Genomic DNA, 17,589 nt, shown 5'->3' on the forward strand with positions numbered 1-17,589 from the left:
GCATCGGCGGCACTTTGCTGGGTGCAGACCTGGCTGGTGATGTCGCTGGCGAACTTCACCACCTTGTACAGCCGGCCCTTGCTGTCGAAGATCGGGTTGTAGGAGGCTTCGAGAAAGACCGTCTGGCCTTGCTTGTTGATGCGCTCGAAGCGGTGCGAATGGTATTCCCCGCGGTTGAGCGAGGCCCAGAACTCACGGTACGCCGACGACTCCCGCTCCTGGGGCAGGCAGAACAGCCCGTGGTGGCGCCCGACCACCTCTTCCAGGCGGTAGCCCATGGTGGTGAGAAAGTTCTGGTTGGCCTTGATCACCCGCCCGGCAGGGGTGAACTCGATCACCGCCATGGAGCGGCCGATGGCCTTGAGCAGGCTCTCGCTCTCGTGCTCTTGCATAACGCGCTGGCTGATGTCCGACGCCACCTTGATCACGCTGGTGACCTGGCGCTGCTCATCCAGCACCGGCATGTAGCTGGCTTCGAGCCAAACCTCCCGCCCTGCCTTGTCGACGCGCTCGAAGGTCCCGCTGATGGCCTTGCCCTGCCCCAATTCATGCCAAAGCTGCTGATACTCGGCCGTCTTGACGTAGGCCGGGTCGCAAAACAACCGATGGTGCTTGCCGCGTAGCTCTTCGACGCTGTAACCCATGGCCTGGCAGAAACGCTCGTTGGCGTCGAGAATGGTGCCGTCGGGCGCGAACTCGATCATCGCCATGGAACGGCTGATTGCCGCCAGTTTCGCTTGCGCGCTGGCCAGTGCCTGGTGACTACGCTGAATCTCGACCAAGTCGGACTTGCGATGGAAATCGAACATGACGCCGGGCTCCTTTATGCGCGGGGTGTCCTGAGCATAGATGGGCAACTGCGCCGTGCAAGCACATTGATATCACTTAGTAATTAACACCTTGGTCAACACCCCGGCGGGCGGATCACGAGCTTTCGCGCACCATCAACTCGAAACCAAGGTCTTGCTGCTCAGTGGCCACCCGTTTGCCGTCAAGCAACGCCAGCAGGGCCTGCGCGGCGCCCCGACCAACGGCAGCCCTTGGGGTGCGAATCGAGGTCAGCCGCGGGACCATGTGGGCTGAAGCGGGCAAGTCGTTGAAGCCGACCATCGCCACCTCGCGAGGTACTTCCACGCCCTGGCGCAGTGCCTGCAGGACCGCACCCTGGGCCAGGTCGTCGTTGCAGAAGAAGATACCGTCGACATCCGGCGCCTGTTGCATCAGCTGGCTGAACAACGCACTGCCCAGCGCGATCGAGGAAGGCTCCGGTGCAAGTATTTCCAGCTCCGTCGACTGCAGGCCTGCCTCGGCGAGGGCCTGGCGGAAGCCTTCGGCACGCTGCATCACCCGTGGGTCGAGTTGCGCGGCAATGAACGCCAGCCGGCGCCGCCCACGCTCGATCAAGTGCCTGGCCGCAGCGCGCCCGGCCTGTTGCTGCGAGAAGCCCACCGACAACGCTCCCGCCTCGCCGCCCAGCTCCATCATATGCACGCAGGGCACGCCACTGGCCGCCAGCATCTGCCGCGCGGCGTCACTGCGCTCGAAACCGGTCAGCAGCATGCCGCAAGGCTGGTAGGCCAAGTAGTTGCGGATCAGGTTTTCTTCTTCGGCAATGTCGTAGTGATAGTTACCGATCAACACCTCAAGCCCTCGCGGGCGCATCACCTCGTGAATGGCTTCGAGGGTGTCGATGAACAATTGGTTGGACAACGACGGGATCAGCACCACCACCGACTGGCTGCGTGCCGAAGCCAGTGCGCGGGCTGCCGGGTTGGCGACATAGCCCAGGCTGGCCGCAGCAGCGGCAACCTTTTCCACCAGCGCCGGGGCAACCGTGCTGACGCCGCGCAAGGCGCGGGATGCGGTAATCGGGGAAACCCCGGAAAGCCTGGCGACTTCTGCCAGGGTAGGACGACCGGTGGTGCGAGAGCCTGTGCGGGACATGGATGTTGTAATTTTACTACTTGCCAAGGGAGGGGAACGGCCACTAAGGTAGCGCTGTCTCAGGACGCAGGCAATGTAATCTTTGGTAGCGGTTCCACGTGCACTGTGCCAAGCGTCCATACTGCGTAAGGACAAGACCAATAACACCGGGGAGGTGGCTGTTCGTCAGCGACGAGACAGCGCTATCTCACCCCGCAGGAGGTACTGATGAATTCTCCCCTGTCCGCCATTGTGGTGATGGGCGTGGCTGGCTGCGGCAAAAGCTGCGTCGGCGCTGCCATTGCCGCCAGAAGCGGCGGCCGCCTGATCGAAGGCGACGCTTTCCACCCTGCCGAAAACATCCGCAAGATGAGCGCTGGCATCCCCCTGGACGATAACGACCGAGCCGGCTGGCTGGTGCGCCTGGGTCAGGAGCTGCAAGCCACAGTGCAGTCGGGTGAACGCCCGATCCTGACCTGCTCGGCACTCAAGCGCCGTTACCGCGAAACGTTGCGCGCGTCCATGCCGGGCCTCGCGTTCGTGTTCCTGGAGCTGACCCCTGCCGAAGCCGAAAAGCGGGTCTTGGCGCGCCCTGGGCATTTCATGCCGGCGAGCCTCATCGACAGCCAGTTTGCGGCCCTCGAATCGCCGCGTGGCGAGCCACGGACCTTGTCACTGGACGCCACCCAGGCCATCGATGCCTTGGCTAATACGGTAGACACCTGGCTAAAGCCTTGCGGTGAGCGGGACCTGGCGCAAACCGCCTGAACCTGGCGGTTTATCCGGCTCACCCAAGACAGCGCTGTCTCGACCAATGAAAGCGCCTGAAAGTTCCATAACGTTACGCCCAAAACAACGATAAGACCGAGGCATTAAAACCATGTTCGGACTGGCTACTGATACCTTCCTGCTGCTCGACGCGCTGGTCACCATCGTCGGGCTGATCCTGCTGATCACCCATTTCAAAGTGCACCCCTTCGTCGCCCTCACCCTCGCGGCCGGCTTCCTCGGCCTCACCTCCGGCATGCCGGTGGCCAAGGTGATGAAATCGTTCCAGGACGGTTTCGGCGGCGTACTGGGCTTCGTCGGTATCGTCCTCGCGCTGGGCACCATGCTCGGCAAGCTGATGGCCGACTCCGGCGGCGCCGACCAGATCGCCCAGACCCTGATCCGCGCCTTCGGCAAGAAGAACGTGCACTGGGCCATGATGTTCGCCGCCTTCCTGGTTGGTATTCCGCTGTTCTTCGAGATCGGCTTCGTGTTGCTGATCCCGTTGGTGTTCATCGTCGCCCGGCGCTCCGGCGTTTCGCTGGTAAAAATCGGCATACCGCTGCTGGCCGGCCTGTCCGTGGTTCACGGCCTGGTGCCGCCGCACCCGGGGCCGTTGCTGGCGATTGGCATCTTCCATGCCGACATCGGCAAGACCATTTTCTACGGCCTGATCGTCGCGCTGCCCACCGCGATCATTGCTGGCCCGCTGTTCGGTAACTTCATTTCACGCTATATCCCGGGCAACCCGTCCCAGGAGCTGATGGACCAGATCGCCAAGGAGTCCGACCAGGGCAACCTGCCGAGCTTCACCATCACGTTGGTCACGGTACTGCTGCCAGTGGCGTTGATGCTGCTCAAGACCTTCGCCGACGTGGTCCTGCCGGCCGAGCACATCGTGCGCCAATGGATGGACCTGATCGGCCACCCCATCACCGCCCTGCTCGCTGCGTTGCTGCTGGCCTTCTACACCTTCGGCGCGGCGCGTGGCTTCAACCGCCAGCAGATCATGAAGATGCTCGACCAGAGCCTGGCGCCCACCGCCGCCATCGTGCTGATCGTCGGTGCCGGCGGCGGCTTCAAGCAGATGCTGGTGGATACCGGTGTCGGCAACGTGATCGGGCAAATGGCCGTGCAGGCCGAAATCTCGCCGATCATGCTGGCCTGGCTGGTGGCGGCGGTGATCCGCATCGCCACGGGTTCGGCGACGGTCGCGACCATCACGGGCGCGGGCATCGTGGCACCGGTGATCGACCTGGTGCCTGGGGTCAACCGTGAGCTGCTGGTGCTGGCCACTGGCGCCGGCTCGCTGATCCTGTCACACGTCAACGATGCCGGGTTCTGGCTGGTGAAACAGTACTTCAACATGACCGTGGCCGAGACCTTCAAGACCTGGAGCATGATGGAGACCATCCTTTCGGTGGTCGGCATCATCTTCATCATGTTGCTGTCGATGGTGGTGTGACCGTTGATCGGGGTGGGGGCACCAGGTGCGGGCTTGATGGCCCAATCGAAATAGAAGCCTTGCCCCCATCCCGATGCAAAGGAGCCTGCCCCATGATCCGCCCCTTCCTGCTTGCAGCCGTACTGGTTTCACCGCTGGCCCTAGCGGTCGGCACTGGGCCCACCTACCCCGACGACCCGCACAACCCAGCGCCGACACCGGGTGTAGACAGCACGCTCAACCCGATTGAAAAGCCGATGCCACGCGACACCGACCCGCGGATCGAGGGCAATGACCCCGAAAGCCCGCCAGCCACCCAGGATGATGGACGGGATTTGCCAGGGATGGATGGCAGTGGCTCGGAAGGTACTGGGCGCCAAGGCACGAGCACGGGCAACCCTTGAGCCCCTGTAGGAGCAGCCTTGTGCTGCGAAGAGGCCGGCGCCAGCAGCGAAGATTCACTGTGTAGTTGCCGGCCTCTTCGCAGCACAAGGCTGCTCCTACCCAGAGCGCGCGCTTGGCCTAAGAAAAGGGGGCAATGCTCACCACTGCCGCTTGTCTGGCCTGGTCAACCCCAGCTTTTCGATCCGGTAACGCAGCATATCCCGCGACAACCCCAGCATCCGCGCCGACTTGGTCACATTCCAGTCAGTGCGGTCCAACGTCTTGCACACCAAATCCCGCTCCATGTCCGGCAGGCTGGTACCCGGCTCTGGCTCATGCCGTGGCATCTCAAATACTGCAGGCGCCTGCTGCTGTATCAACGGCTCGTCGATCAGCGTCATGCACAGGTTCAACTGATGCGATTGCACCACCTCATTGGGTGCCAGCAACACCGTCTGCTCCAGCATGTTGCGCAGTTCGCGCACGTTGCCAGGCCAGCTGTAGCTCAGCATCAGGGCCTCTGCCTCGGCGGAAAAACGCAGGTTCGGCTTGCCATAGCGCCGCCCGTGGTGCGCTAAAAAATGCCTGGCCAACAGCAGGATATCCTGCCCCCGGGCATACAGCCGCGGTACCTTCAAGGCGATGATGCGTAGCCGGAAGAACAGGTCGCGGCGGAACTTGCCTTGCTGCACCATCTGTTCGAGGTTGCAGTTGGTAGCGCTGATCACCCGCAAGTCGACCTTGCGCTCCTTGACCGCGCCAATGCGGCGGATGCTGCGATCCTCCAGCAGTTTGAGCAGCTTGGCCTGCAGCACAAGGTCCATCTCGCCGATTTCATCGAGGAACAGCGTGCCGCCATCAGCGGCCTCGACCAGGCCTACGCGGCGCTCCTTGGCATCGGTGAACGCGCCTTTTTCATGGCCAAACAACTCCGCCTCCAGCAAGTTGGCCGGGATCGATGCGCAGTTGAATTCGATGAATGGGCCCTTGCTGCGCGAGCCATCAAAATGCAGGGCCCGGGCCACCAGTTCCTTACCAGTACCGGTCTCACCCTCTACCAACACCGGCGGCAGGTCGTCGCTGGCCATGCGCCGCTCGGCGTCCAACACCTGGCGCAGGGTGTGCTTGAGGCTGTGCATCACCGGCGACTCGCCAATCAGTGCCTGCAGCCCGGACTTCTGCGCCTCGCGCTCCTGGTAGAACGACAATGTGCGCTCCATCCTTTCAGCCGCCAGGGCCTTGTCCAGGGTCAGTTTAAGCTCGGCCAGCACCACCGGCTTGGTCAGATAATGAAAGGCGCCCTCCTTCATGGCCTGCACCGCGTCTTCGACATTGCCGTAGCCGGTCATCATGATGACCTTGAGCGCGGGCGCCTGCGCCACCAGCACGCGCAACAGGTCATGCCCACTCATGCCTGGCAACGAGTTGTCGGTCAGCACCGCATCGGGCTGGGCCTGCTTGATCTGCTCCAGCGCAAGCTCCGCGCTGTGGCAGACCGTCACCTCGTAACCCTTGAGGCTCAGGTAGGTGCGAATGTTGTCAGCAAGGATTTCATCATCCTCGACTACCAGGATGCTGTGTTCCATGGTCCCCTCCCGCTGCGATATTGAAAGTAAGGCTTACGCGGGTTCCTTCCTCTTCGCGGCTGCTCAGGCTGACCGAGCCGCCAAAACGCTCCATGATGCGTTGCACCAGGGCCAGGCCTACACCGAGGCCGCCCTGCTTGGTGGTGAAGAACGGCTTGAACACCATCCGTTCCTGCTGTTGGCTCATGCCCTTGCCGGTATCGCTGAGCAGCAGCACGGCGCGTTGGCCGTCCTGCACGTTCACCTGGGCGCGCAGTACACCACCTGCCGGCATGGCTTCAAGGGCATTGGAAAACAAGCTGTTGAGGATTTGCGTCAGCTGCAGCGGTTGGCTGGCCACACACTGCACGTCGGGGCCCTCGTAGCAGAACTGCACGCCGTTGCGCGCCATCTGCTGGGCGAAGGCCAGGTGGGTGTCCTCGATGGACGCGACCAGGTCCACGGCCTCGGGCTCGTCACTGGTCGGGCGCAACGACACCAGCAAGTCGCGCACCCAACGTGACATGCGGTCGACCTGGCTGATGATGTCGGTGATGTTCTTTTGTGCGGTGGGGTTGGCGATCTCCTGGGCCAGTTCGGCGCTGGAGCGGATGTTGGCCAACGGGTTGCGCAGGCTGTGGGCCACCGCAGAGGACATTTCGCCCAGTGCCACGTAGGTTTCACTGGCTACCAGGCGGTCTTGTTGCTGGTTGAGCATCAGCGCCGCCCGGCGCACGATCCAGAACAGGCCAAAGTAAATCAGCGCGCCACCCACCAGGGTCGAGGCCCAGATCAGTACATAACCGCGCTGGATACGCCGGATCAGGTCCTGCGGCTCCTTGTAGATTTCCACCATCGACAGCACCTGCTCGCCTTGGCTGTCGAACAGCGGGATGTAGTTCTCGATGAACAGGTACTTGGGTTCGCGCAGAAACTTCTGTTCTTCACGGTCGTCCTCGGCCTGGTGGTAGCTGGCAGACACCGCTTTGCGCGAACGGAACGCGCGCTCCAGGTCGCCATCCTCCTCGATCCGCTCGCCAATCAACTGAGGGTTGGTGGACCAGACAATGGTCCGGTCGCGGGCGTAGACGTTGGCCAACAGGGTATCGGGCAGGTGTTCGACGTGGTCGAGGAATTCGACACGGGTCGATTCGGCCAACGCCGGGGTGAACTGCAGGTGCTGCAGGTCCAGGCGCGGATCGAGCAGTTCGCCCATGGTGGTGCCCGGCGGCAGTTGCGAATGGCGGACCTCGGCCTGGGCCATGGCCTGGATGAATTGGGCGGTGAGCATGGCATCGCGCTCCACGCTGTCGCGCACCACGAAGCGCGTCGACACATAGCCCAAGCCACCGGCCACCGAGGCGATGATCAACAGGCTGATGATCGAAAACCAACGCAACAGGTTGAACTCGCGCAACGGCGCCGCAAAACCACTGGTGGCCGCAGACGCTTTGTCGGGCACTTCGTTTTCCAGCATCTGCATTGAGGGGTTCCCGCGCTGGGCGTCCGTTCTGAAGCGCACCCTTGCCACGATTAGTAGCAATTTAATGGCACTTCACCCAGGTCGCCAAGGCGACCCGTTGTTGCCATGCTCACGTTGCAAAAAATCAGCCAGTCGACGAACGAAAAGACATATTCATATTTTTCAGTCACTTGAAAGAACTTATTAAAATCCGGTCAAGCTTCAGTCCCCACTTTTGGGTAACAATTACCCAAAAAAACTATTTGTTATAAATCATGTAGTTACGATATGAACCTAAAGCCCACTAAGAAGACTTGGCCAACCTGAAATTCAGCGAAACCCGGGTGCCATGCCCTAGGCTGCTACTCAACCTCACCGCACCACCAAAGCGCTCCATGATGCGTTTGACCAAAACCAGGCCAACGCCCAGCCCGCCCTGCTTGGTGGTGAAGAACGGCCTGAAGGCCATGCGCTGCTGTTGCTCGGTCATGCCCTTGCCGCTATCGGACAGGCGCAGCGTCAAGCCGCGCCGGTCGTGGCGCACCACCTCGACACGCAACTTCCCGCCCTGCTCCATCGACTCCAATGCGTTGGCAATCAAACTGCTGAAAATCTGCCGCAGTAACGCCGGGTGCCCCAACACCTGAACCGCCGGTAACGGTTGCAGGTCGAGGGTGACGCCACTGCGCGCCAGCGGCACGGCAAAGGTCTGCAGGCTTTCCTGCAGCGCCTGCGGCAGGTCCACCGCCACCGCTTCGTCATTGAGCGGGCGCAGTGACTGCAACAGCTGGCGGATCCACTGCGACATGCGGTCGACTTGGCTGATGATGTCGTTGATGTTCCTTTGCGCTGGGCCCTCGTCGAACGCCTGCGCAAGCTCGGCACTGGAGCGGATGCTCGCCAGCGGGTTGCGCAAGCTGTGTGCCACCGCCGAAGACACCTCGCCCAGGGCCACGTAGGTTTCATTGTTGATCAGCCGTTTCTGTTGCACCGCCAGCAGCTTGGCCGCCCGGCGCATGATGCCGTACAGGCCGATATAAACCAGCCCGGCGCCGACGGTGATCGCCAGCCAGATGAGGATCAGGCCATGTTCGATGCGCACGATCAGGTCATGCGGTTCCTTGTAGATCTCCACCATGGCCGTGACGTGCTCGCCATCGGCGTCGAACAACGGAATGTAGTTTTCGATGAACAGCTGCTCAGGCGGGGTCACGAACTTTTGCTCTTCGCGTGCCCGCTCAAAGTCGTGGTAGCTGGCCGAGACCCGCATTTTGTACTCGAAGGCGCGGTCCAGGTCGTCGTCGCCTTCGATCAACTTGCCGATCAGCGCCGGGTTGGTCGACCAGATCACCGTGCGGTCCGGCGCATAGATATTGGCCAGCAGCATGTCCGGCAGGTGGGCGATGTGGTCGAGAAACTCGCCCCTAGCCTTGCGCCGGGCATCGGGGTCGACATCCGGCAGCGCCGTGCGATCGGTGCGCGGGTCCAGCAATTCGCCCATGGTGCGCACATTGGGGATCGACACATGGCGCACTTCAGCATCAGCGATAGAGGTGATGAACTGAGCGGACAACAGCGCATCGCGCTCGACGCTTTCATCGATGATGAAACGGCTGGAAATCAGCCCCAACCCGACCGCCACCGAGAGAATGATGGCCAGGCTGACCCAGGCATACCAGCGCAGCAGGTTGAACGGCTTGCGTGGGGCTGTCGCCTCGGTACCGGCAGGCACTCCAAGGGCGTCGGAACGGGGGGCGATGTCCATGGCGGACTCCACAGCTGGGCACCTTTGAAGGTTATAGCCCAGAGTTGGGGGAACCATGGTTCTAAATTGATGTCATCCGCCGAAGGGTGGCCGCCGCGCTGGTCGGCCACGTCGTTTTCCTACAGCGGCGAGTCGTCCGCCAGCCCTTGCAGCTTTCGGTAATCGCGCAGCACGTTGGGCACGTAGCGGCGGGTTTCGGCGTACGGTGGCACTGCCCCACGGCGCAGCACCGCGTCGGGGCCGGCGTTATAGGCGGCCACGGCCAGGGTGATGTCATTGTCGAACAGGGTCAGCATGCGTTTCAGGTAGCGTGCCCCACCCTGTACATTGTCCTCAGGATCCAGGGCGTTCTCCACGCCCATCTCACGCGCGGTATCGGGCATCAGCTGCATCAGCCCCACCGCGCCCGCCGGCGAGCGGGCCTTGGGGTTGTAGCCCGACTCAGCCTTGATCAGCGCATGCAGCAGTGCTTGCGGCACGTTGTGGGCCAACGCTGCAGCGGCCACCAGCTCGGCATAGGGCCGCCCGGTGATCATTTGCGCACCGGCAGCGCCCGCCTGGGCCAGCGGTTCGCTGATCACCCGCTGATACTGGCGCCCGGGCCGATGGACGTTGGTCAGTACGTAGCCGCCCTTGGCATCGATGGAGATGTACACATCGGCCTGGGCGGCACCCGCCGCCAGCCAGATCAAACCCAGGATAAGTCCACGCATGTCGGTCGCCTCTTCGTCGTGGCCCCCGATGTGGGGGAAATGCCCCGGAAAACCCGAGGTTGCAGACCACGACGCAAGCACTGTGCCGCTTCCTGCACCGCATGGCGCAAGGCCCCGAGGCAGACGTGCACGGCTGTTGCATGGTGCCTGCCACAGCATGTTCCTACGCAGCGGAGGGCATCACCATGCAGCGCAGATCCAACCCCCAACGTGGCTTCACCCTGCTCGAACTCCTCGTGGTGCTGGTTGTGCTCGGCCTGCTGGCCGGCATCGTCGCGCCCAAGTACTTCAGCCAGCTTGGCCGCTCGGAGGTCAAGGTGGCGCGGGCGCAGATCGAGGGTTTGAGCAAAGCCTTGGACCTCTATCGCCTGGAAGTCGGGCATTACCCCAACAGTGAACAAGGCTTGCAGGCACTGGTCATCGCCCCTAGCGGCGAGGCCCGCTGGACCGGCCCGTACCTGCAGAAGGCCGTGCCGCAAGACCCGTGGGGCCGCGCCTACATCTACCGGCAACCCGGTGAGAACGGCGGCGAGTACGACCTGCTGTCGATGGGCAAGGACGGCCAGCCCGGTGGCGACGGTGAGAACGCCGAAATCACCAGTTGGCAATAAGGAGCTCGGCCATGCGCTACAGCCTCAAGGCCCTGGGCAGACAGGGCGTGGTGCAATTGCAGATCGACGCCGAAGATGCCGACCAGGCGCGCCGCCAGGTCGAGGACCAAGGCTTGCGGGTGGTCAGCGTGAAGGGCCAGGGCAGTGCCTTGCGCGGCATGGCCTGGCGCCGCGAGGCGAGCTTTGACCTGGTGTTGTTCAGCCAGGAGCTGTCGACCCTGCTCAACGCAGGCTTACCATTGATCGATGCCCTGGAAAGCCTGGCGGAAAAAGCCCCCGCTGCGGCCTCGCGCAAGGTGCTCGGCGAACTGGTACGCCAGCTGTACGAGGGGCACTCGCTGTCTCAGGCGCTGGGCCGCCAGCCGAGGATATTCCCGGCCCTGTACGTGGCGCTGGTGCAGTCCAGCGAGCGCACCGGCGCCCTCGGCGACGCCCTCGGCCGCTATATCGCCTACCGGCAACGCTTGGACCTGGTGCGGCAGAAACTGGTGGGGGCGTCGGTTTACCCACTGCTGTTGTTGCTGGTCGGTGGTGGCGTGGTGCTGTTTTTGCTCGGCTACGTGGTGCCGCGCTTCAGCCAGGTGTTCGAAGGCATGGGCACCGAGCTGCCGTGGCTGTCACGCCTGCTGATGCAGATCGGGTTGTTCTTGCATGCCCAGCAACTGCCGCTGGCGCTGGGCAGCGTGGCGAGCATCACCGCCCTGGTGCTGCTGCGCCGCCACCCGCTGGTGCGGCGCTGGGCAGCGCGCCAGCTCAGGCGCATGCCAGCGCTGCATCAGCGGCTGATGATGTACGAACTGGCGCGCTTCTACCGCTCGCTGGGCATCCTCCTGCAAGGCGGTATTCCTATCCTCACGGCCATGGGCATGGCCCGCGGGCTGCTGGGTAGCGCCGCCGCGCAGGGTCTTGAACAGGCCAGCCAGCGCGTGGCCGAGGGGTTGCCGCTGTCCGATGCGCTGGAAGTTGGGCAGCTGGTGACGCCTGTGTCGCTGCGGCTGCTGCGCGCCGGTGAGCAGTCGGGCAACCTTGGCGAAATGCTTGAGCGTTGCGCCGACTTTCACGACCAGGAGATTGGCCGCTGGGTGGAATGGTTCGTGAAGCTGTTCGAGCCGCTGCTGATGACGTTCATTGGCCTGTTGATCGGCTTTATCGTGATCCTGATGTACATGCCGATCTTCGAATTGGCCTCGAGCATTCACTGAAGGCTAAGGCCGAGGCTTTCGCGCAATGTCGTGCCTTCATACGCGGTGCGGTAGACGCCACGTGCCTGCAGCAATGGCACCACTTCTTCGGTGAAACGGCGGAACTGGCCTGGATGGCCAATGTAGATATTGAAGCCATCCAGCGCCCGCGCCTCGAACCACTCGGTCATTTTTGCCGCCACCGTTTCGGCGGAGCCGACGAATGCCCCCGGGCGTAACTGGCGGCCGAACTCCACCGCCTGGCGCAAGCTGAAGCCCTGCGCCCGCGCCTGGTCGGCAATACGCTTGGCATTGGTGAAGAAGCTGCTGCGGGCATGCTCCAGGCTCTCCTGAGGGAACGGCGCATCGAGGTCGTACTGGGTGAAATCGTGCCACCCGAAATTGCGCCCGAACTCCTTGAGTGCCAGTTCAAAGCTGTGGTCCTGCTGGTGGTAGTGGCGCTCGATCTCACGGGCGTGGGCATCGGTGTCGCCCACATAGATTTCTGCACCTGGCAGTACCAGCAACTGCTCCGGGTCTCGCCCCAGGCGCGCGGCACGTTCCTTGACGTCACGATAGAAGGTCTGGCCCTGCTCGATGCTGGCCGCGTGGGTGAAGATCACATCAGCGGTGGCGGCGCCCAGATCGCGGCCCTGCTGCGAGTCGCCAGCTTGGAAGATTACCGGTTGGCCCTGGGGCGAACGCTGGATGTTCAAGGGCCCCACCACCGAGAAGTGTTCGCCCTTGTGGTTGAGCGCATGCAGCTTCGAGGGGTCGAGGAACTGGCCCGTGGCGCGATCACGCGGGAAGGCACCGTTTTCATAGGAATGCCACAAGCCCTGCACCACTTGCACGTGTTCCTCGGCGCGGGCGTAGCGGGTGTCGTAGTCGTAATGCTCGTCACGGCCATAGTTACCAGCAGTGCCGGCATCGCCGCTGGTCACTACGTTCCAGCCGGCGCGGCCTTTGCTGATCAAGTCCAGCGAGGCCAGGCGACGGGAGACGTTATAGGGCTCGTTATAGGAGGTGGTCAGGGTACCGACCAGCCCGATATGCCGGGTGGTGACGGCCAGGGCCGAGAGCAGGGTCAGCGGCTCAAGGCGGTTGAGGTAATGCGAAGGTGAGCCGGGGGTGATGTATTGACTGTCGACGATGAATATCAGGTCGAATAGCGCAGCCTCGGCCTGGCGGGCGATGTCGATGTACCAGTCGATGTTGACACTGGCATCGGCCGGCAGCTCGGGGTCGAGCCAGAGGTTATGGCGGCCAGGGCCGCCGCAGCCCATGGTCAGGGCGCCGAGTTTGATTTTGCGGGTGGTCATGGGGAGTCCTCTGAAATGATGGGGGCTGTACCGGCCTCTTCGCGGGCAAGCCCGCTCCCACAGGAAAAGCGCCATCTTCAGCATCGACGCGGTCCCTGTGGGAGCGGGCTTGCCCGCGAAGAGGCCGGTACTGCCAAACTCAATGGTCGTTGGCCAGCGCCGCTGCAAACGAGGTATCGAACAGGCTCGCTGCCGGGTAGGCCTTGATCAGCCCAAGCCCGGCAAAGAAGTCCACGGTCTTCTGCGCATCGACAATCACCTGGGGGTTGAGTGGCGCCACGTCGGTGCGCGCGCGGGCGAACCAGGCCCGGGCAATGTCGCGGTCGGCGCGGGTGCGCTTGGCCCAGGCGTCGGCATAGGCCTCGGTGTTGGCTGGGTTGTTCAAGGTCCAATCACGGGCCTTCTTCAAACGCTGCAGAAAATCAGTGATCTGCGCACGCTTGGCGTCGACAGACTTGGCGTTGGCCACCACAAAGCTCTGGGCCGGAATCAAGCCTTCGGCTGTGGCCAGCACCCTGGCGCCTTGGCGCTCCTGTTGGGTGACATAGGGCTCCCAGGTCGCGATCACGTCCACCGAACCGCCATCCAGGGCGTGCGAGGCATCCAGCGCGCTGAGGTAGCGCAGTTCCAGTGCATCGCGGGGCACGCCGGCCTTGTCCAGGGCGCTGAACAGCAGTTGCTGGCTCCACGAGCCTTTCCACAGGGCCGCGCGTTTGCCGCGCAAGTCTTCAAGGCTGTGAATGTTCGAATCCTTGCGCGCCAGGATGGCGACCCCTTCGAGGTTCTGCCGGCTCACCGCAATCACCTTGATCGGTGCCCCCAAGGCACCGAGAAACAGCGGCGGCGCATCGCCCAGCAGGCCAATGTCGAGGCTGCCGACATTCAAGGCTTCAGCCACCGGGGAGCCTGCGGTGAACTGCTTCCATTCCAGGGTATAGGGCACATCATCGAGCACGCCGGCGGCTTCCATCACCGCACGGGCATTAAAGCTTTGATCGCCGACCACCAGGGTCTGCGCGGCGACGGCCAGGCTCAGTGAGGTGGCCAGCACACCGGCGGCCAGTTGCTTGAGGTATCGCACGTTCGTCTCCAGGGCCAATAAAGGCGCAACTAGGTAGTCGATCCGCCCGTGCGGTCTCGCTTTGATAAATGAAATTGGTATGCGCTTTGAGTCTAAGCAGCGCTCTATTTATAAGTTATAGATGTATAAACCCTGTGGGAAATTCGTTCTAGGCATAACCTAATGCCTCCGACGGTGGCCTATTTCAAAACAGATAGGCGAGCCTGTAAATGCATTTTTTGCATATTAGCTTATGCTTAATTTTACTTTTGTGAATATTCAGCGACTTTGCTAGGGTTAACCGAAACCGTCAGCCGAGCCTGAACCATGAGCCAACCCCTGCGCCTGGAGCGCCTGCGACACTTCATCGGTGCGCTTTCGGAGCTGCTTGACCGAGCCCCCGACGAAGCCACCCTCCTCGACCAAGGCCAAGGCCTAATGCGCAGCCTGGTCGCCCATGACGACTGGTTACCCGAAGCCCTCGCCCAACCGGACCCAAGCCGCTACCAGCAATACCTGCTGCATTGCGACTCGCGCCAACGCTTCTCTGTCGTCAGCTTCGTCTGGGGGCCAGGGCAGCAGACACCGATTCACGATCACCGGGTCTGGGGGCTGATCGGCATGCTGCGCGGCGCTGAATATTCACAAGGTTTCGCCCGCAGCGAGCAAGGTGCGTTGCTGCCGGCCGGTGCGCCGGTGCGGATCGACCCTGGCCATGTCGAAGCGGTTTCGCCGCGTATCGGCGACATTCACCAGGTCAGTAACGCCTTCGACGACCAGGTGTCGATCAGCATCCACGTCTACGGCGCCAACATCGGCGCGGTCAGCCGGGCGGTGTACCTGGCCGACGGCACTGAAAAACCCTTCATCTCCGGCTACTCCAATACCCTCCTGCCCAACATCTGGGACCTGTCCAAAGAGAATCCAGCCCCATGAGTACTGTCGCCACCCGTTCCTTCCATGACATTCGCCGGGCCTTGCTGGCCCATGAAGAGCTGGCGTTGATCGATGTTCGCGAGGAAGACCCGTTCGCCCAGGAACACCCGCTGTTTGCCGCCAACATCCCGCTGTCGAAGCTGGAGCTGGAAGTCTTCGCCCGGGTACCGCGGCGTGACACCGCCATCACCCTGTATGACGACGGTGAAGGGCTGGCTACGCTGGCTGCCGCGCGCCTGTCGGCGTTGGGTTACAGCGATGTGGCACTGCTCGAGGGCGGCCTGGCTGGCTGGCGCGCGGCTGGCGGCGAGTTGTTCCGTGACGTCAACGTGCCAAGCAAGGCCTTTGGCGAGCTGGTTGAAAGCGAGCGGCACACGCCGTCGTTGGCGGCCGAGCAGGTGCAGGCATTGCTCGATGCCAAAGCCGATGTGGTGGTGCTCGACGCCCGTCGTTTCGACGAGTACCAGACCATGAGCATCCCCGGCGGCATCAGTGTGCCGGGGGCCGAACTGGTATTGCGCGTGGCCGAGCTTGCGCCGAACCCCGCCACCCAGGTAATCGTCAACTGCGCGGGGCGTACCCGCAGCATCATCGGCACCCAATCACTGGTCAACGCCGGCATCCCCAACCCGGTGGCGGCACTGCGCAATGGCACCATCGGCTGGACGCTTGCAGGCCAGCAACTGGCTCACGGCCAGCAACGCAGCTTTGCCCCCGTTAGCGACACCACCCGCGCCAGCGCCGCCGACCGTGCCCGCGCCGTGGCCGACCGTGCCGTAGTCGCGCGGCTGACTCGCGAAGGCCTGGCGGCCTGGCAGGCAGAGCCCTACCGCACCACCTACCTGTTCGATGTGCGTACCCCTGAAGAGTTTGCCCAGGGCCATCTACCGGCCAGCCGCTCGGTCCCCGGCGGGCAACTGGTGCAAGAGACCGACCATGTCGCCAGCGTGCGCGGCGCTCGCATCGTGCTGGTGGATGACGACGGTGTGCGGGCCAACATGAGTGCCTCGTGGCTGGCCCAGATGGGCTGGCAGGTCGCCGTGCTGGACGGCCTGTCGGCAGCGGATTTCAGCGAGCCCGGCGATTGGCAGGCGCCGTTGCCAGAACAGCCCCAGGTGAGCGATATCGGCGTTGACCAATTGCATGACTGGCTGCAAGCGACAGGCACGGTGCTGCTGGACTTCACCACCAGCGCCAACTACGTCAAACGCCACATCCCGGGTGCCCATTGGGCGATCCGAGCGCAGTTGCCGCAGGTGCTGGAGCAACTGCCGGTTGCCGAACGCTACGTGCTCACCTGCGGCAGCAGCTTGCTGGCGCGCTTTGCGGCGGTCGATTTGCAGGCCCTGACACACACACCGGTGTATGTGCTGGAGGGCGGCACTGCGCGCTGGATTGCTGCGGGCTTACCGCTGGAAAGTGGCGAAACGCACCTGGCAGTGGCGCGCAGCGACCGCTATCGCCGGCCTTATGAAGGCACCGACAACCCGCGTGAAGCCATGCAAGGGTATCTGGACTGGGAGTTCGGCCTGATCGCCCAACTGGAGCGCGACGGTACCCATGGGTTTCATGTTGTCCGTTAACGTGCGCCCCGGTCATCAGTGACGCAGTAGGTAGGCACCCGCTGGAACATGCTTTTGCAGCTTCTTGCATTTGCCCGGCGGGGGTTGGTGCCCAGGTGGGCGATCGGGGTACCAGATTCGGCATTTGCCTGGCGGCGGCCTGTGGCCCCGCGGTACCTCGAAGGCAGTTTCGTCCATGGGGTATTCAGGCATGCCCACGCGCTGCTGACCGGCAACGCCCTGGCGTTGCTGGGCAGCAGCCAGGGAGACTGATCGCGCGGTCTCCGGGCTGGCCTCTGCGGGTATTACTTGAACGGCCGACGCCTTTACAGCCCCCGGCGGCGTACCCGAAATCCGGGCTTGGTTCGCCGCCTCGATCAATTGCAGATTGCGATTGCGCAAGGCCACGTTGCGTCCAACCCGCAGGTTGGAGCGCGCCGCCAGCACTTCAGCCTGTTCGTATTGCCCCTGCTGCAGGCGCAGCACACCCAGGTAGTGCAGCGTGGCGGGGTTGTTCGGCTGGATTTGCAGCGCCCGCTCCAGCGAGGCGGCAGCCTGGTCCAGTTTGCCTTCTGCGTATTGCCTGGAGGCTGTTTCGATCAGCAGGGTCGAGGCTGTGTTACTGCTTGCAGGCGCTGTGCGCTCGCCGGCGGTGATGAAATCGCACGCAGTGATACTGAACAACAGGGTTAAGGCCGACAGCATACGCTTGCTTGACATGAGGAACGCACTCGACGGGTCCAGGTGGGCCTGGTTCGAAAGAAGACGCTATCGACCTGAACATGCCATCGAAGTTCCCATCAACCGCCAGGCCATTGCTTCACCGCCCACTAGCCGCTAGAGTCCGCCCTAGGGCGTTCGCTGCGCCTGCGGTCCGCGCGAAGGGGTGCCCA

General features: G+C 63.0%; 15 protein-coding genes and 1 pseudogene. 7 read left to right on the forward strand and 9 right to left on the reverse strand.

All coding sequences use genetic code 11. From position 1 onward, the window contains the following. Positions 1 to 26: 26 nt before the first annotated feature. Together D886_RS28760 and D886_RS0107945 are read right to left on the reverse strand one after the other, a co-directional pair. Positions 27 to 809: pseudogene (locus D886_RS28760) on the reverse strand (PAS domain-containing protein); the annotation flags it as partial. Between the two features lie 115 nt (positions 810 to 924). Beyond that, complete coding sequence (locus D886_RS0107945) at positions 925 to 1,944, reverse strand: LacI family DNA-binding transcriptional regulator (RefSeq protein WP_027593398.1); 1,020 nt, start codon at positions 1,942 to 1,944, stop codon at positions 925 to 927. Positions 1,945 to 2,151: 207 nt separating this feature from the next. Here D886_RS0107945 and D886_RS0107950 point away from each other — a divergent pair, with 207 nt between their 5' ends. From D886_RS0107950 to D886_RS0107960, 3 genes are all read left to right on the forward strand, one after another. Beyond that, positions 2,152 to 2,691 (forward strand): gluconokinase, encoded by a 540-nt coding sequence (locus D886_RS0107950; protein ID WP_027593399.1) that lies wholly within the window; start codon positions 2,152 to 2,154, stop codon positions 2,689 to 2,691. A gap of 112 nt (positions 2,692 to 2,803) precedes the next feature. After that, positions 2,804 to 4,156 carry a GntP family permease gene (locus D886_RS0107955; RefSeq protein ID WP_027593400.1) on the forward strand — a complete coding sequence of 451 codons (1,353 nt, stop codon included), beginning with the start codon at positions 2,804 to 2,806 and terminating at the stop codon, positions 4,154 to 4,156. 92 nt (positions 4,157 to 4,248) lie between these two features. After that, positions 4,249 to 4,539 carry a hypothetical protein gene (locus D886_RS0107960; RefSeq protein ID WP_027593401.1) on the forward strand — a complete coding sequence of 97 codons (291 nt, stop codon included), beginning with the start codon at positions 4,249 to 4,251 and terminating at the stop codon, positions 4,537 to 4,539. Between the two features lie 138 nt (positions 4,540 to 4,677). Here D886_RS0107960 and D886_RS0107965 read toward each other — a convergent pair whose 3' ends face one another. The 4 genes from D886_RS0107965 to D886_RS0107980 all read right to left on the reverse strand — a co-directional run bounded on the left by D886_RS0107965 (position 4,678) and on the right by D886_RS0107980 (position 10,024). Beyond that, positions 4,678 to 6,105, reverse strand: coding sequence for a sigma-54 dependent transcriptional regulator (locus D886_RS0107965; RefSeq protein WP_027593402.1), 1,428 nt, complete (start codon positions 6,103 to 6,105; stop codon positions 4,678 to 4,680). Continuing rightward, positions 6,074 to 7,567 (reverse strand): sensor histidine kinase, encoded by a 1,494-nt coding sequence (locus D886_RS0107970; RefSeq protein ID WP_027593403.1) that lies wholly within the window; start codon positions 7,565 to 7,567, stop codon positions 6,074 to 6,076. Before D886_RS0107970 ends, D886_RS0107965 begins: the two co-directional genes overlap by 32 nt. A gap of 283 nt (positions 7,568 to 7,850) precedes the next feature. After that, positions 7,851 to 9,311, reverse strand: a complete 1,461-nt coding sequence (locus tag D886_RS0107975) for a sensor histidine kinase (RefSeq protein ID WP_027593404.1) — start codon at positions 9,309 to 9,311, stop codon at positions 7,851 to 7,853. A 119-nt stretch (positions 9,312 to 9,430) separates the two neighbouring features. Beyond that, positions 9,431 to 10,024: a transglycosylase SLT domain-containing protein gene (locus D886_RS0107980; RefSeq protein WP_027593405.1), complete on the reverse strand. Its 594-nt coding sequence runs from the start codon at positions 10,022 to 10,024 to the stop codon at positions 9,431 to 9,433. A 185-nt stretch (positions 10,025 to 10,209) separates the two neighbouring features. Between D886_RS0107980 and gspG the strand changes: the two genes are divergently transcribed. Further along, positions 10,210 to 10,635, forward strand: a complete 426-nt coding sequence (gene gspG, locus D886_RS0107985; RefSeq protein ID WP_027593406.1) for a type II secretion system major pseudopilin GspG — start codon at positions 10,210 to 10,212, stop codon at positions 10,633 to 10,635. 11 nt (positions 10,636 to 10,646) lie between these two features. Beyond that, entirely contained in the window at positions 10,647 to 11,837 is a 1,191-nt protein-coding gene (locus D886_RS0107990) for a type II secretion system F family protein (RefSeq protein WP_027593407.1), read from the forward strand. Here D886_RS0107990 and D886_RS0107995 read toward each other — a convergent pair. Together D886_RS0107995 and D886_RS0108000 are read right to left on the reverse strand one after the other, a co-directional pair. After that, positions 11,831 to 13,138, reverse strand: a complete 1,308-nt coding sequence (locus tag D886_RS0107995; protein WP_027593408.1) for an LLM class flavin-dependent oxidoreductase — start codon at positions 13,136 to 13,138, stop codon at positions 11,831 to 11,833. The genes D886_RS0107990 and D886_RS0107995 overlap by 7 nt on opposite strands. A gap of 139 nt (positions 13,139 to 13,277) precedes the next feature. Beyond that, on the reverse strand, positions 13,278 to 14,219 hold the full coding sequence (locus D886_RS0108000; RefSeq protein ID WP_027593409.1) for an ABC transporter substrate-binding protein: 942 nt from the start codon (positions 14,217 to 14,219) through the stop codon (positions 13,278 to 13,280). A 306-nt stretch (positions 14,220 to 14,525) separates the two neighbouring features. Between D886_RS0108000 and D886_RS0108005 the strand changes: the two genes are divergently transcribed. Next, on the forward strand, positions 14,526 to 15,134 hold the full coding sequence (locus D886_RS0108005; RefSeq protein WP_027593410.1) for a cysteine dioxygenase: 609 nt from the start codon (positions 14,526 to 14,528) through the stop codon (positions 15,132 to 15,134). Continuing rightward, positions 15,131 to 16,717, forward strand: coding sequence for a rhodanese-related sulfurtransferase (locus D886_RS0108010; protein ID WP_027593411.1), 1,587 nt, complete (start codon positions 15,131 to 15,133; stop codon positions 16,715 to 16,717). Before D886_RS0108005 ends, D886_RS0108010 begins: the two co-directional genes overlap by 4 nt. Positions 16,718 to 16,732: 15 nt before the next feature. Here D886_RS0108010 and D886_RS0108015 read toward each other — a convergent pair whose 3' ends face one another. Continuing rightward, complete coding sequence (locus D886_RS0108015) at positions 16,733 to 17,416, reverse strand: lipopolysaccharide assembly protein LapB (RefSeq protein ID WP_027593412.1); 684 nt, start codon at positions 17,414 to 17,416, stop codon at positions 16,733 to 16,735. Positions 17,417 to 17,589: the final 173 nt, after the last annotated feature.

The sequence above is a fragment of the Pseudomonas sp. LAIL14HWK12:I7 genome (genome assembly GCF_000483465.1).
In the GTDB taxonomy this organism is placed as follows: domain Bacteria; phylum Pseudomonadota; class Gammaproteobacteria; order Pseudomonadales; family Pseudomonadaceae; genus Aquipseudomonas; species Aquipseudomonas kermanshahensis.

Bases quoted from the DNA above. Each gene is read 5' to 3' on its own strand.
- D886_RS0108005 (WP_027593410.1), top strand. From the start codon at position 14,526: ATGAGCCAACCCCTGCGCCTGGAGCGCCTGCGACACTTCATCGGTGCG.
- D886_RS0107995 (WP_027593408.1), bottom strand. From the start codon at position 13,138: ATGACCACCCGCAAAATCAAACTCGGCGCCCTGACCATGGGCTGCGGC.
- D886_RS0108010 (WP_027593411.1), top strand. From the start codon at position 15,131: ATGAGTACTGTCGCCACCCGTTCCTTCCATGACATTCGCCGGGCCTTG.
- D886_RS0107975 (WP_027593404.1), bottom strand. From the start codon at position 9,311: ATGGACATCGCCCCCCGTTCCGACGCCCTTGGAGTGCCTGCCGGTACC.
- D886_RS0107965 (WP_027593402.1), bottom strand. From the start codon at position 6,105: ATGGAACACAGCATCCTGGTAGTCGAGGATGATGAAATCCTTGCTGAC.
- D886_RS0107955 (WP_027593400.1), top strand. From the start codon at position 2,804: ATGTTCGGACTGGCTACTGATACCTTCCTGCTGCTCGACGCGCTGGTC.
- D886_RS0107990 (WP_027593407.1), top strand. From the start codon at position 10,647: ATGCGCTACAGCCTCAAGGCCCTGGGCAGACAGGGCGTGGTGCAATTG.
- D886_RS0107960 (WP_027593401.1), top strand. From the start codon at position 4,249: ATGATCCGCCCCTTCCTGCTTGCAGCCGTACTGGTTTCACCGCTGGCC.
- gspG (WP_027593406.1), top strand. From the start codon at position 10,210: ATGCAGCGCAGATCCAACCCCCAACGTGGCTTCACCCTGCTCGAACTC.
- D886_RS0107970 (WP_027593403.1), bottom strand. From the start codon at position 7,567: ATGCAGATGCTGGAAAACGAAGTGCCCGACAAAGCGTCTGCGGCCACC.
- D886_RS0107950 (WP_027593399.1), top strand. From the start codon at position 2,152: ATGAATTCTCCCCTGTCCGCCATTGTGGTGATGGGCGTGGCTGGCTGC.
- D886_RS0107980 (WP_027593405.1), bottom strand. From the start codon at position 10,024: ATGCGTGGACTTATCCTGGGTTTGATCTGGCTGGCGGCGGGTGCCGCC.
- D886_RS0108015 (WP_027593412.1), bottom strand. From the start codon at position 17,416: ATGTCAAGCAAGCGTATGCTGTCGGCCTTAACCCTGTTGTTCAGTATC.
- D886_RS0107945 (WP_027593398.1), bottom strand. From the start codon at position 1,944: ATGTCCCGCACAGGCTCTCGCACCACCGGTCGTCCTACCCTGGCAGAA.